This window comes from Pseudomonas sp. p50(2008), from assembly GCF_015351605.1.
Classification (GTDB): Bacteria; Pseudomonadota; Gammaproteobacteria; order Pseudomonadales; family Pseudomonadaceae; genus Aquipseudomonas.
Map to the genome: position 1 here is coordinate 38,253 of NZ_JACMYF010000010.1, position 13,794 is coordinate 52,046.

10 protein-coding genes and 1 pseudogene are annotated in these 13,794 nt (G+C 60.3%); 5 read left to right on the forward strand and 6 right to left on the reverse strand.

Annotated elements, in window-relative coordinates:
• Positions 1-218: 218 nt before the first annotated feature.
• The 6 genes and pseudogenes from H7698_RS25570 to H7698_RS25595 form a co-directional block, all read right to left on the reverse strand.
• Positions 219-518, reverse strand: a pseudogene (locus tag H7698_RS25570) (thymidylate kinase); the annotation flags it as partial.
• Positions 519-659: 141 nt separating this feature from the next.
• Complete coding sequence (locus H7698_RS25575; RefSeq protein ID WP_194693183.1) at positions 660-1,286, reverse strand: dTMP kinase; 627 nt, start codon at positions 1,284-1,286, stop codon at positions 660-662.
• A gap of 154 nt (positions 1,287-1,440) precedes the next feature.
• Positions 1,441-2,127, reverse strand: coding sequence for a glycosyltransferase (locus tag H7698_RS25580; protein ID WP_194693184.1), 687 nt, complete (start codon positions 2,125-2,127; stop codon positions 1,441-1,443).
• Between the two features lie 117 nt (positions 2,128-2,244).
• Positions 2,245-3,333, reverse strand: a complete 1,089-nt coding sequence (locus H7698_RS25585) for an AI-2E family transporter (RefSeq protein WP_194693185.1) — start codon at positions 3,331-3,333, stop codon at positions 2,245-2,247.
• Positions 3,334-3,416: 83 nt separating this feature from the next.
• On the reverse strand, positions 3,417-4,052 hold the full coding sequence (locus H7698_RS25590; RefSeq protein ID WP_162438058.1) for a response regulator transcription factor: 636 nt from the start codon (positions 4,050-4,052) through the stop codon (positions 3,417-3,419).
• Positions 4,053-4,056: 4 nt separating this feature from the next.
• On the reverse strand, positions 4,057-6,333 hold the full coding sequence (locus tag H7698_RS25595; RefSeq protein WP_194693186.1) for a PAS domain-containing sensor histidine kinase: 2,277 nt from the start codon (positions 6,331-6,333) through the stop codon (positions 4,057-4,059).
• Between the two features lie 219 nt (positions 6,334-6,552).
• Here H7698_RS25595 and H7698_RS25600 point away from each other — a divergent pair, with 219 nt between their 5' ends.
• The 5 genes from H7698_RS25600 (at position 6,553) to H7698_RS25620 (ending at position 13,526) form a co-directional block, all read left to right on the forward strand.
• Entirely contained in the window at positions 6,553-8,175 is a 1,623-nt protein-coding gene (locus H7698_RS25600; protein ID WP_162438060.1) for an acyl-CoA synthetase, read from the forward strand.
• A gap of 116 nt (positions 8,176-8,291) precedes the next feature.
• Positions 8,292-8,618, forward strand: coding sequence for a DUF485 domain-containing protein (locus H7698_RS25605; protein ID WP_194693187.1), 327 nt, complete (start codon positions 8,292-8,294; stop codon positions 8,616-8,618).
• Complete coding sequence (locus tag H7698_RS25610) at positions 8,618-10,288, forward strand: cation acetate symporter (RefSeq protein ID WP_194693188.1); 1,671 nt, start codon at positions 8,618-8,620, stop codon at positions 10,286-10,288. The genes H7698_RS25605 and H7698_RS25610 overlap by 1 nt, the downstream gene beginning before the upstream one ends.
• A 67-nt stretch (positions 10,289-10,355) precedes the next feature.
• Complete coding sequence (locus tag H7698_RS25615; RefSeq protein ID WP_194693189.1) at positions 10,356-12,128, forward strand: acyl-CoA dehydrogenase C-terminal domain-containing protein; 1,773 nt, start codon at positions 10,356-10,358, stop codon at positions 12,126-12,128.
• Between the two features lie 129 nt (positions 12,129-12,257).
• The gene (locus tag H7698_RS25620; RefSeq protein WP_194693190.1) at positions 12,258-13,526 is read left to right on the forward strand and encodes an OprD family porin; all 1,269 of its coding nucleotides are present in this window, start codon (positions 12,258-12,260) and stop codon (positions 13,524-13,526) included.
• Positions 13,527-13,794: the final 268 nt, after the last annotated feature.

Below are 13,794 nucleotides of genomic sequence, written 5' to 3' on the forward strand. Positions count from 1 at the left end.
GAGGGGATGAATCCTCTGTAGCCGCTGGCAACCTTGTGGCAAGGGGACTATCCCCTATAGCCGCTGGCTACCTTATGGTAAGGGGATTATCCCCTATAGCAGCTGGCTACCTTGTGGCGAGGGGATTTATCCCCGTTGGGTCGCGCAGCGGCCCCAAAATCTTTACGACTGCTACGCAGCCGAACGGGGATAAATCCCCTCGCCACAGGCGCCAGCGGCTACATGGGCTGCAAAGCCCGAAGGACGCCATGAATCTCGGAAACCACCTGCGCCGTTGCTTCTTCGATCGTTCCTTCATTGCGACATAACACCCAACCCTGATCCGCAACCGCTCGCTCGAACGCCTGGGTACAAGCGACCTGCTCTTCCAGTTTGTGAATCACCGTACTGCCCAATCCACGGGTTCGTGCCGCGGCCCTCGCCCATGAAATTTCGGGGTCAGTGACCACGCCGACATGCAGGTCGGGCACTTGCACGTGTCGATCAAGGTTCAACTGCAGAATGTCTGTAAATGGGACGTAAGGGGACTATCCCCTATAGCCGCTGGCTACCTTGTGGCGAGGGGATTTATCCCCGTTGGGTCGCGCAGCGGCCCCAAGGTCTTTACGACTGCTACGCAGCCGAACGGGGATAAATCCCCTCGCCACAGGCGCCAGCGGCTACATGGGCTGCAAAGTCCGAAGGACGTCATGAATCTCGGAAACCACCTGCGCCGTTGCCTCTTCGATCGTCCCTTCATTACGACATAACACCCAACCCTGATCCGCAACCGCTCGCTCGAACGCCTGGGTACAAGCGACCTGCTCTTGCAGGTTATGGATCACCGTACTGCCCAATCCACGGGTTCGTGCCGCGGCCCTCGCCCATGAAATTTCGGGGTCAGTGACCACGCCGACATGCAGGTCAGGTACTTGCACGTTTCGATCAAGGTTCAACTGCAGAATGTCTGCAAATGGGACGAGCCGGCGAAACGCGGCGTCAGACGGGTACCAGCGATCGATCAGGATGATGCTGTCAGCTGGCTGTTCAGGCAGCACGTGGCGGGAAATCCAGGCACGGCTTTCAGCGAAGCGCTCACAAACCGCCCACTCCAGATCCCGACCGGGATGTCTGACGAGCCTGTTAACGAGGGCCATGGTCTCACCCCGGTAGGGATCGCTCTTTTTCTCGCACAGCCGAATCACCTTTTTGTTGTCTGCCCTCAATGCTTTCGTCACGGCTTCCAGCAGTGTGGTTTTGCCGGTGCCCTTGGGCCCATCGAGGGAAACAAACAGCGATCGATTCATGCGTCAAATAACGGTTGAAGGCGGGTTTTTCCAACGTTTGAATCGTGCGATTGCATCTTGCTTCCTTAACGACATCAACTAACTTAGGTGTACGGAGAAAACCGAAGCCCAACGGAGAGCGCTATTTTCCGCTGCACTGCGCTTGAGCAAAGTTTTAAAGTGGCGGGGACAGTACATTAGCCGACCCCATCTGAACACTCAGCGAAGCCAGGTACTCGCCAAATCCCCCGCGACATTTGAAATCCTTGCGTGCACTGGTCACCACCGGGTTGGTCGCTGTCCACACAATATTCGCGCTGATTTTTTCAAGATCCGCCACCAGATTAACGTCTTCATGGGCCGCCAGATGCTGGAAACCTCCGGCCTCGCGATACGCGGTGGCGCTCAGGCCCAGATTGGCACCGTGGATGTGCCGGTGGTTCTCGACGAACTGATAGCACTCCATGTAATGCGAGCGAACGGTCTCCCCATGCTCGGCCCAACTGTCCACTTCCACCGTGCCGCACACGGCGTCAGCCATGAAGTCGAGTTGCCGGGCAATCCAGTCGGGTGGCACCACGGTGTCGGCATCGGTAAACGCCAGCCATTGCGCGCCAGCGCGGAGCAGCTCTTCGGCCCCGGTCGCTCGGGCTTTGCCGACGTTCTGAAAAGAGACATTGACCGCGCTGACGTCCATCCCGCAGATCAGGCTGGCCGTGTCGTCCGAGCAGTCGTCCAGAACGACCACCACCCTGACCTCCCGCCCCAAAAGTCCCGGATGCCTGGCGGCAGTCAGGATGGACGACAGGCAGGCGGTGATGTGTCTTTCTTCGTTATGGGCAGGTATCACAACGCCGATCATAGACGTTCCCTCTTTCCGGCAAAGTGTGTGGTCTCCAGTTATCGACACTGTGCTTTATCAGAAGGTTTAAAGAATGTGAGGCGGTCAGCCACTCCAGACCAACGCGCCTGTCTACGGTTAAATCGTGCCTGCGTCCTCCGGACGATCCTGCACCCACTGCCAGAACAACTGATACCCCACCGCCAGCACCACCGGCCCGATGAACAGCCCGATAATCCCGCTGGTGACCATGCCGCCCAACGCGCCAATCAGTATCACCGGCATCGGTACATCAACGCCGCGCCCCAACAGCAAGGGTTTGAGCACGTTATCGACGAGGCCTGCAACGAACACGTAAATGGAGAAGGTAATGGTCCCGGTGGTGGCACCTTCAGTGGCAATGACGAAAGCAATCACAGGGATCGTGATCAAGCTCACTGGTAATTGCATGATACCGAGCAGCAACACGGCCAATGCGAGCAGGCCGGCACCGGGGACACCTTTGAACACGAAGCCGAGGCCGACCAGCAGCATCTGGATAAAGGCGATGCCGACCACCCCGAGTGCGACCGCGCGAATGGTTGCGGTGCACAGTTCGGCGATTTTCGGGCCCTTGACCGGACCGCTCAGGCGCGAAGCGATCTGCACCGCACTGCGGCTGCCGCTTTCACCGTAGGCCATGAAGATGCCCGCGATGATCAACGCAACGATGAACATCAGAAAACCCATGCCGACACCGGCGAGCTTGCTCAGCAGGCCCAGGGAGACGTGCTTGATTTGCGGAATGTATTTGGCGGTCAGGTCGGGAAGATTGGTCGACGCCTGCAACCACAGGTCAGAGAGCGGCTTGCCGACTAACGGCCAGTCGGCCACTGATGGCGCGGGTGGCGGCACATGGAAACCGCCCTCCTTGACGATCACCATGGCGTGCTCGACCGAGTCGGCAATCGAAGTCCCCATCAGGTAAATCGGCACCAACAAAATCAGAATGGCGATCAGAACGATCAGCGTCGCCACAAATCCGGGCTTTTTCCCTCGTCGTCCCATCAGCCAGGTCTGCAGCGGATAAAGCGTGATCGCCAGGATCAACGACCACAGCATCAGGTCGCGGAACGGGCTGAAGATCTCGAAGCAGAACAGCACCAGAACCGTGATCAGCCCTGCACGAATCAGCACATCAAGCAGGGTGCGGGAGAACGCCTTTTCGTTTACCGGTGAGGGCACCATAGAAGCAAACCTCCATGCTGGTCGGGACAACGCTCGGTGAAGCGATTAGCCCAGCATAGACGTTGGTTTGAAAAAGCGAGGTGTCAGCGCAATTTCAGCGGATCAATCAGCTCGGCGGCGATGGCCATGCCCACCAGGTCCGGCAAGGTCGTGGCCTGCATGCGTTTCATCACCCGTGAGCGATAGAGATCGACGGTTTTGGCGCTCACGCCCAGTTGCTCGGCAATTTCACGAGTGGTGTAACCCTGCACCAGCGGCAACAGCACATCGCGCTCCCGGGGGGTCAACGTCAACAAGCGGGCTTGCAGGGCGTCATGACCGGGACTGCCCGAGCGCTTGGCTGCGCAGTTGCTGAGCGCCTGTTGCACACTGTCCAGCAGCAACTGTTCGTTGTAGGGTTTTTCGATGAAGTCATGGGCGCCGGCCTTGAAAGCGCGGACCACGATCGGCACGTCGGCATGCCCGCTGACAAAGATGATCGGCAGGTCCAGCGCGCGCAGGCGCATTTCCTCCTGCACGTTCAGGCCGCCCATGCCGGGCATGCGCACATCGAGCAATACGCAGGCATCAAGACTGGCATCGCAGGCATCGAGAAACTCGACGCCACTGGTAAACGCCAGTGCCTTGAGACCGACGGACTCCAGGAGCCAGACCGTTGAATCGAGCATGCCCTGGTCATCGTCGACCACATACACCACGTGCTCCGTCGCACCTGCCATTGCATTATTCCTGTTGTTGTTTTGTTGGGCCGGCAAGCGGCAAACGGCACATCATCAGCAAGCCGCCAGGTTGGCGCTGCGCCTGGAGCGCGCCCCCGAAGCCTTCGATGATGCTGCGGCTCATGGACAGTCCCAGACCGAGGCCATCAGGCTTGCTGGTATAGAACGGGGTAAAAATCTGCTCCAGTTCGGACTCGCTGACACCCGGTCCCTGGTCTTGCACACTGATTTCCACGGTGGCGCTGCTGCCCTGCCCCGCAGCCAGCACGATCGATGACGGCTGGCCGGGATGCTGCTCGCGATTGGCATCAATGGCGTTGCGCACGACGTTGAGCAGGACCTGTTCCAGCAACACCCGGTCGGCATAAATCGGCGGCAGATTATCCGGCAGTCGATCCTCGATTGTCACTTGGCAATTGCTCGCCTCCCAGGCACACAAACGCACGGCTTCACGGGCGACGTCGGCAATGTCCAGCGCCTGCATGCGCCGCTGTCCCTTACGCAGAAACCCGCGCAATCGCCGGATGACTTCGGACGCATGGGTGGCGTGATGGGTGATGCGCTCAAGGCCCTGGGCCACGCGTTCGCCCGCCTGGGGATTGGAGTCCAGGGATTGCAAATACCGCTGGCTGGCATTGGCATAGTTCACCACGGCGGCCAGCGGCTGGTTGATCTCGTGGGCAATGCCCGAGGCCAGTTCACCCAGCGTGACCAGCCGCGCGGTATGCGCCAGTTCGTCCTGGTGGCGACGCTGCTGGGTTTCTCGCAACTCGCGTTCGGTCATGTCCCGCGCCACCAGGGAGTAGTAGCGCTCACCACCGGCGGATCGATGGGCCAGCAACACCAGCGACACCGGCACCGAGCTACCGCCACCCCGCGGTTGCAAACGCGCATCCGTGCTCCACACGCCATGACGCTCGGCACCACTCCAGCCATCGCGTTGCAGGCGTATCAGGTCTGCGCTGGCAAACACCTCGGCCACTGTCGGCATCGGTTGTTGCTCGTCGATCCCGAGGATGCGCCGCGCCGCCGGATTGAGGTAGGTGATGTGCCCTTCAGGGTCGATGAACAGTACCGGGTCGGTATTGGCCTCAACCACTTCGGCCAGCCGACGTTTGTTCTCTTCGGCCTGGACCCGGCCCGTGATGTCCCGCGAGACGCTGACCACCTCCACCACGGCGCCGGTGTAGGTTTCGCGAATGGCCCGGCTCGCGGTTTCAAACCAAAGGTAATGCCCGTCACGATGACGAATGCGGTACGTCATCGTGTGGTAACCGTCCTGCTCCAGTGCATCCCGCGCGCGCTGCATGAGGCTGGCCAGGTCCTGACCATGGAACAGGCCCTGGGCCATTTTCCCCCGCAGTTCTTCGGGCCAATAGCCAAGCAACGTCCAGGAAGCAGGCGAGGCATCCAGAAAGCAGCCGTCCGGCGTGTGCCGGGAAATCAGGTCGGTGGTGTTTTCGATAATCAGCCGGTAAAGCCGCCGCGCAGTAGCCGCTTCACGTTCGGCCAGCACTTGGGTCGTGGCGTCGCGACAGCGGGCAAGCACCCGGTTGTCCTGGGGATCGGGGATAAAAGTCCAGATCAGAATCTGCGCCTCGAATTGGGCTTCGACACCTTCAATGGCGCGCTGCTGGTCCAGGCACGCGCGGACCAGTACCCGGTGATTGACCGGTAAAAAACCCAGCACATCGGTCAACGGTTTTTCAGCCAGCAACGCCATCAGCGCGGCATTGAATTCCAACGGACGGCCCTGTGCATCGAGAAGCAACCCCGGTTGCGGATCGTGCCCCAACAGCGGCGAACCACGCAGCATGCCGTTGACGCTGCTGAGCAGGGTCGTCAACAAATCGCGGACCCAGCCGAGCCAGTCAAAACTCACCCCTTCACACACCTCTACCAACAACAGACCCGCGTGCCCCGGCTGCAACGCCAGGTCGAATACTTGGCCATGGCTGATCGCGGCTCGACGCAAACGCCCGGCCAGCCAGCAGTCGAGTTGACGCACCTGCGCCAAGTCCAGGCGCCCCGCGTCTACCAACGCTTCAAATAACAGTTGGTCGCTGGCCAGCGCCGGATCACCCTGCCCCGGAGGAAAATGCTGGGCGGCACCTTCGTGGCTGTAGATACCCGCCTGGGGTTGCCAGCTGAGGTAGACCGCCCGCCGGACTTCGGGACAATCCTGCAATGCCCGGCACAGGGCGTCGGCGCGGGCGGCCATGGGCACGCCCTCGCGCTGCAGTCGCAGCCAGCTGTGCAATCGAACGGGAGTCAGGCTCATCACGGGTCCGCTTCATCAGGGAGTGCAAGGATATACCGGCCTCGGAGGCACGATGGCACTCATTTAGAGCGATATAGTAGATGTACTATACGCTATAGGTTGTACTTCCATATCCATGGCTGAATGTTATATAAAGCACACCGGACATAAAAGAGGCTGTCGGCGGCGACGCTGCCAAGCCATCTATAGAGCTAACAATCAGCCACCGAGTACCCGCACATGTCGATCTATGAACAAGGGCTCAGCCCTGCGGCTGTCAATCACATTGCCTTGTCTCCGCTCAGCTTCATCGAGCGTACCGCCAGCGTTTACCCGCACTACCCTGCCGTGATCCACGGTTCAATTCGCCGGACCTGGGCGCAGACCTACACCCGTTGCCGACGCCTCGCCTCGGCGCTGGCCGGTCGCGGCATCGGTAAAGACGACACGGTCGCGGTGATGCTGCCGAACATTCCAGAGATGCTCGAAGTGCATTTCGGCGTGCCCATGATCGGAGCCGTGCTCAACCCGCTCAACGTCCGCCTGGATGCCGAAGCCATTGCGTTCATGCTGCAGCATGGCGAGGCCAAGGTGCTGATCACCGACCGCGAGTTTCACAGCGTGATTCACGCCGCGATCGGCATGCTCGACCACCCGCCACTGGTGATCGACGTCAACGACCCCGAGTACGGTGAAGGCGAAGCGGTCAGCGAACTGGATTATGAGGCGTTGCTGGCCGAAGGCGACCCGGCGTTTGACTGGAAATGGCCGGCGAACGAATGGCAAGCCATCTCCCTGAATTACACCTCGGGCACCACCGGCAATCCAAAAGGCGTGGTTTACCACCATCGCGGCGCCTACCTGAATGCCCTGGGCAATCAGATGACCTGGGCTATGGGCAATCACCCGGTGTACCTCTGGACCCTGCCGATGTTCCATTGCAACGGCTGGTGCTACCCATGGACCATCACCGCGCTGGCCGGTGTTCATGTGTTCCTGCGCCGGGTCGATCCACAAAAAATCCTCACGCTGATTCGCGAACATCAGGTCACTCACCTGTGTGGTGCGCCTATCGTGCTCAACGCACTGGTGAACATGCCGGAATCGGCCAAGGCGGCCATCGACCACCCGGTCAACGCCATGGTCGCGGGCGCTGCGCCGCCAGCCAAAGTGATCGGTGCCGTGGAAGAAATGGGCATCAAGGTCACCCACGTCTATGGCCTGACCGAAACCTACGGCCCGGTGACGTTGTGCGCCTGGCACGAAGAATGGGACGAGCTGCCGCTGGAAGAACGGGCGCAGATCAAATCCCGCCAGGGCGTGCGCTACCCGACGCTTGAAGGGGTGATGGTCGGCGATTCGAAAACGCTTGAACCGACACCGCGGGATGGCCAGACCATCGGCGAGGTCTTCATGCGCGGCAATACCGTGATGAAGGGCTACCTGAAAAACCCGACCGCCACGGCCGAGGCGTTCGAAGGTGGCTGGTTTCACACCGGCGACCTGGCGGTCTGTCATCCCGATGGTTATGTCGAGATCAAGGACCGGCTTAAGGACATCATCATTTCCGGTGGCGAAAACATTTCCACCATCGAACTCGAAGGCGTGCTGTATCGCCATCCGGGTGTCATGGAAGCGGCCGTCGTGGCGCGACCGGACGAAAAATGGGGCGAAACGCCTTGCGCGTTCATCACGCTGAAGGCCGATCACCAGAACGTTCGCGAGGCCGACATCATCAGTTTCTGTCGCGAACACCTGGCCGGCTTCAAAGTCCCGCGCACGGTGGTTTTCACCCTGCTGCCGAAGACGTCGACCGGCAAAGTCCAGAAGTACGTACTGCGCGACAGAGCTAAAGCGCTCTAACCCGAACGAAGCAAAACCCGCCAGGCGGCAGGCTGTTTTCCTGCCGCTTCGGGTTCGTGCGGGCCGAATTCGGCCCTGCGCCTCGCACCGATAACAACAACAAGGTGGAGCTACCCATGATCGACATCCATTCAACCGATACCCAACGCTGCGAACGTATTCGGTCCAACCCGAAATTCCTTCAACTGGTCAGCAGTCGCTCGCGCCTGGCCTGGTCGCTGAGTGCTGCGGTCCTGGGCACCTATTACGCCTTCATGCTGGTGGTGGCGTTCGCCCCGCAATGGCTGCACGCACCGCTCGGCGAGCATCGGATGTTGACCCTGGGCATGCCGGTCGGCGCCGCGATCATCGTGTTTTCCTGGTTGCTGACGGGCTGGTACGTGTACCGCGCCAACACCCGTTTCGATGCCTTGGGCGCCGCCATTCTTGAGGAGAGCAAATAATGAACCTGCTCCGTAAACTCCTGCTCACCCTCAGCGGCCTGTTGCCGGCGACCCTGGTGATGGCTGCTCCGCTGACCGGCGCAGCGGAAAAACAACCGCTTAACCTGCATGCGATCGGCATGTTCTTTGTGTTCGTCCTCGGCACACTGGCGATTACCTGGTGGGCCGCCCGCCAAACCAAATCCACGTCCGACTTCTATACCGCTGGCGGTGGCATCACCGGTTTTCAGAACGGGCTGGCGATTGCCGGCGACTACATGTCTGCCGCTACGCTGCTGGGGCTGTCCAGCCTGGTGTTCGCCAAAGGTTATGACGGCTTCATCTACACCATCGGCTTTTTCGTCGGCTGGCCGATCATCACTTTCCTGATGGCTGAGCGGCTGCGCAATTTGGGGCGCTACACCTTCGCCGACATCGTGTCCTACCGTCTCGATCAGAACAAAGTGCGGATCTTCGCCGCCTTCGGTTCGCTGACCGTGGTGTGCTGCTACCTGATCGTGCAGATGGTTGGCGCGGGTCAATTGATCAAGCTGTTGTTCGGTCTCGAATACCCGGTGGCCGTGGTGATCGTCGGCGCCTTGATGCTGGTGTACGTGATCTTCGGCGGCATGATTGCCACCACCTGGGTGCAGATCATCAAGGCCGTGTTGCTGCTGGCCGGTGGCACCACCCTGGCGGTCATGGCCATGTCGCAGTTCGGTTTCAGCTATGAAACCCTGGCCGACAAAGCCGTTCAGGCCCATGCCAGCGGCTGGAACATCATGGGGCCGGGCTCCATGCTCGCCGACCCGATCAACACCGCATCGATGTCGCTGGGCCTGGTCTTCGGGATTGCCGGCCTGCCGCACATCCTGATGCGCTTCTTCACCGTGCCTAACGCCAAGGAAGCGCGTAAATCGGTGTTCTACGCCACCGGTTTCATCGGCTTCTTTTTCCTCGTGGTCTGCACCCTGGGCTTTGCCGCGATGGTGATCATCGGCACCGATCCGCAGTACTACGTCAATGGCGAAGTGGGCGGTACGCTATTGGGTGGCGGCAACATGGTTGCCATGCACCTGGCCAAAGCGGTCGGCGGCAATCTGTTCTTCGGTTTCCTCTCGGCAGTCGCGTTCGCCACCATCCTCGCGGTGGTCTCCGGGCTGGCCCTGGCCGGCGCCTCGGCGATTTCCCACGACCTCTACGCCACCGTGTTCAAGAAAGGCAAAGCCACCGAGAAACAGGAAATGCGCGTGACCCGCATGGCCACCGTAGGCCTGGGCATCATCGCAATCCTGCTGGGCATTCTGTTCGAGAAGATGAACGTCGCGTTCCTCGTGGGCCTGACCTTCGGCATCGCGGCGTCGACCAACTTCCCGGTGTTGATCATGGCCATGTACTGGAAAGGCCTGACCACCAAAGGCGCAATCATCGGCGGTTTTGCCGGACTGATCTGCGCGCTGGTGCTGGTGATCCTGTCGCCGGCCGTTTGGGTCACCGTGCTCGGTCATGCCCACGCGATCTTCCCTTACGACCACCCAGCCCTGTTCTCCATGCCCTTGGCGTTCCTGGTGATCGTGGTGGTTTCGCGCCTCGACAGCAGTGTTCGCGCCGACAAGGAGCGTGGTGCCTACGCCGATCAGTTCGTTCGCGCCCAGACCGGCCTCGGTGCCGCCAGCGCTTCCAGCCATTAATCGATCCGGCACGACCCGCTTGCGGCGTCGTGCCCTTCGCACAAACCGTCCTGACGAGGTTCACGCTATGCCCGAATTCAACGCCCCGCTGCGCGACATGCGCTTTGTGCTGCATGAAGTGTTTGACGCCCCGGCCCTGTGGGCGCGCCTGCCAGCCCTGGCCGACACGGTCGATGCTGCCACGGCTGACGCGATACTCGAAGAGGCCGCCAAGGTCACCTCACACCTCATCGCGCCGTTGAATCGCAGCGGCGACGAAGAAGGCACCCAGTGGCTCGACGGCAACGTCAGCACGCCGATTGGCTTCAAACAGGCTTACGCCACCTACATCGAAGGCGGCTGGGTGGGCCTGTCGGGCAACACCGATTTCGGCGGCATGGGCATGCCGAAGATGCTGGCCGTGCAGTTTGAAGAAATGCTCTACGGCGCCAACTCCAGTTTCGCGCTGTATTCGGCCCTCAGCTCCGGCGCCTGCCTGGCGCTGGACGCACACGCCAGCGACACCCTGAAAAATCTTTACCTGCCACCCATGTATGAAGGCCGCTGGGCCGGTTCCATGTGTTTGACCGAAGCCCACGCCGGCACCGACCTGGGGCTCATCCGCACCCGCGCCGAGCCCCAGGCCGACGGCAGCTTCCTCATCACTGGCAGCAAGATTTTCATCACCGGCGGCGATCAGGACCTGACTGAAAACATTGTTCATCTGGTACTGGCCAAACTGCCGGATGCGCCAGCGGGACCGAAAGGCATCTCGCTGTTTGTGGTGCCCAAAGTGCGGGTCAATGCAGACGGCTCCCTGGGTGAAGCCAACGCTGTCAGCTGCGGCTCGATCGAACACAAGATGGGCATCAAGGCCTCGGCCACCTGCGTGATCAATTTCGACGGTGCCAGCGGCTGGCTGGTCGGGGAAGCCAACAAGGGCCTGGCGGCGATGTTCACGATGATGAACTACGAACGCCTGTCCATCGGTATTCAAGGCATCGGTTGCGCGCAAGCGTCTTACCAGAGCGCTGTGGCGTATGCCCGTGAACGGGTGCAGAGCCGCGCACCGACCGGTGCCATGGCTCCGGAAAAACTGGCCGACCCGATCATCGTCCACCCCGATGTACGACGCATGTTGCTCGGTATGAAAGCGATGACCGAAGGTGGCCGCGCCTTTGCCAGTTATGTCGGGCAACAACTGGACCTGGCGAAGTTTTCCGATGACGCCCTCGAGCGCGACAACGCGCAGAACCTGGTCGCGCTGCTGACACCTGTTGCCAAGGCCTTTTTCACCGATACGGGGCTGGAAAGCTGCATCAACGGCCAGCAAGTCTTCGGCGGCCATGGCTATATCCGTGAATGGGGTCAGGAGCAACTGGTGCGTGACGTGCGCATCGCGCAAATCTACGAAGGCACCAACGGCATTCAGGCCCTGGACCTGCTGGGGCGCAAAGTGGTGGGCAACCAGGGCGTCGCGCTGCGCCAGTTCACTGCCGAGATCCGCCGTTTCGCCGACTTGCCGGACGCCCCTTATGCGTCGCAATTGCTCGACGCGGTGCAACGCCTGGAAAACCTCAGTGACTGGGTGCAAGACCGATCCGCAACCAACCGCAACGAAATCGGCGCCGCATCGGTTGAGTACCTGCACCTGTTCGGTTACGTCGCCTACGCCTGGCTATGGGCGCGCATGGCGCATGTCGCGGGGAAAAACCGCAGCACCGACGAAGTTTTTTACGGTGCGAAGATCGCCACCGCCGACTTCTACATCCATCGCCTGCTGCCACGCATCTTGAGCCTGGAGCAATCCATTCGCGCGGGCAGCGCCTCCCTGTACGGCCTGAGCGCTGAACAGTTCTAACGATTGAACCGCACGCGGCGCCTTGCTCCTCTCATTTTGGGCGTTCGCGTTTTTTATCGAGAAGCCCTCGCCCGTCCGGCGAGGGCTGCAGTACCCGTTATTTCATAATAAAAACAAAGGGGCTTCACCATGGACCGTCACACCCGCAAGATCGCGAGCCGACTGCTTCTGGCCGGCGGCGTCATCAGCCTCTCGGCGACCGCCTCTGCTGAATTCATCAAAGACAGCAAAGCCAGCGTTGAACTGCGCAACTTCTACTTCAATCGTGATTTTCGCCAGGACAACGCTGCGCAATCCAAACAAGAGGAATGGGCTCAGGGCTTTCTGATGCGCTTCGAATCGGGCTTTACCGAAGGCACCATTGGCGTCGGCTTCGATGCCATCGGCCTGCTGGGCGTCAAGCTCGATTCCAGCCCTGATCGTGCCGGTTCCGGCTTGCTCAAGCGTCACAGCGACACCCGCAAAGGGGCTCAGGATGAATACGGCGAAGTGGGCCTGACCGCGAAAGCTAGAGCGGCCAAAAGCGTGCTGAAACTCGGCACCCTGTTGCCCAAGTTACCGACGGTCCTGGCCAACGATTCACGGTTGTTGCCACAAACCTTCGAGGGCGGTCAGTTGACGTCGCTGGACATCGAAGGCCTCACCGCGGACGCCGGTCGCCTGACCCAGGTCAATCAGCGCGACTCCTCGAACTATGAGGACATGGGCATCACCCGAACCGGTGCCAAGGGCATCATCAGCCGTCACCTGGCCAGCGACAGCTTCGATTTCGCCAGCCTCAACTACAAATGGACACCCAACCTCGCCACTGGCTACGCCTACGGTCATCTGGATAATTTCTACAGCCAGCACATGGTCAACCTGACTCACGTTTTGCCGATCACCACCGGGCAATCGTTCAAGAGCGATCTGCGCTTCGCCCGCTCCACGGATGAGGGCGGCAGCAACGTCGACAACAAGGCCCTGGGCGCCATGTTCACCTACAGCCTCGGCGGCAATGCCTTCGGCCTGGGTTATCAGGGCATGAGCGGCGACACCGGTTTTGCTTACATCAATGGCACCGACGCGTTTTTGGTGAACTTCGTGCAGATCGGCGACTTCGCCAGCAAGGACGAACAATCGTGGCAGGCTCGCTACGACTACAACTTCGCGGCCATGGGCGTACCGGGCCTGACGTTCATGACCCGCTACCTGAGCGGCTCGAACATCGACCTGGGCAACAACCGTCCTGAAGGCAAGGAATGGGAACGTGATACGGACATTGGTTATGTCGTGCAGAGCGGACCGTTGAAAAATGTCGGGGTGAAATGGCGTAACGCGACAGTGCGTTCGACCCACTTTGGCAGTGATCTGGATGAGAACCGGTTCATCGTCAGCTATACCTTGCCGATCTGGTGACACCTTCGATGTTTCAAAGGGGGAATTCGCCTTGTGCGGTTCCCTTGTTAATGCGTTCAAGCAGTACGCAGACATTTGTGGTGAGGGGATTTATCCCCGCCGAGGTGTTTCAGGCACATCGCGTACTATGGTTTTGGGGCTGCTTCGCAGCCCAACGGGGATAAATCCCCTCGCCACAGGATTTTGCTCCCACAGGATTCTGTTCCTACAGGGTTCTGCTGCTACAGGGTTCTGCTCCCCCAGGGGGCTGTTATGTCTGGTCAGGCCT

What these genes read in the sequence shown, in the direction of transcription:
- H7698_RS25620 (WP_194693190.1), top strand. Translation starts at nt 12,258, where the DNA reads ATGGACCGTCACACCCGCAAGATCGCGAGCCGACTGCTTCTGGCCGGC.
- H7698_RS25590 (WP_162438058.1), bottom strand. Translation starts at nt 4,052, where the DNA reads ATGGCAGGTGCGACGGAGCACGTGGTGTATGTGGTCGACGATGACCAG.
- H7698_RS25605 (WP_194693187.1), top strand. Translation starts at nt 8,292, where the DNA reads ATGATCGACATCCATTCAACCGATACCCAACGCTGCGAACGTATTCGG.
- H7698_RS25600 (WP_162438060.1), top strand. Translation starts at nt 6,553, where the DNA reads ATGTCGATCTATGAACAAGGGCTCAGCCCTGCGGCTGTCAATCACATT.
- H7698_RS25595 (WP_194693186.1), bottom strand. Translation starts at nt 6,333, where the DNA reads ATGAGCCTGACTCCCGTTCGATTGCACAGCTGGCTGCGACTGCAGCGC.
- H7698_RS25610 (WP_194693188.1), top strand. Translation starts at nt 8,618, where the DNA reads ATGAACCTGCTCCGTAAACTCCTGCTCACCCTCAGCGGCCTGTTGCCG.
- H7698_RS25580 (WP_194693184.1), bottom strand. Translation starts at nt 2,127, where the DNA reads ATGATCGGCGTTGTGATACCTGCCCATAACGAAGAAAGACACATCACC.
- H7698_RS25585 (WP_194693185.1), bottom strand. Translation starts at nt 3,333, where the DNA reads ATGGTGCCCTCACCGGTAAACGAAAAGGCGTTCTCCCGCACCCTGCTT.
- H7698_RS25615 (WP_194693189.1), top strand. Translation starts at nt 10,356, where the DNA reads ATGCCCGAATTCAACGCCCCGCTGCGCGACATGCGCTTTGTGCTGCAT.
- H7698_RS25575 (WP_194693183.1), bottom strand. Translation starts at nt 1,286, where the DNA reads ATGAATCGATCGCTGTTTGTTTCCCTCGATGGGCCCAAGGGCACCGGC.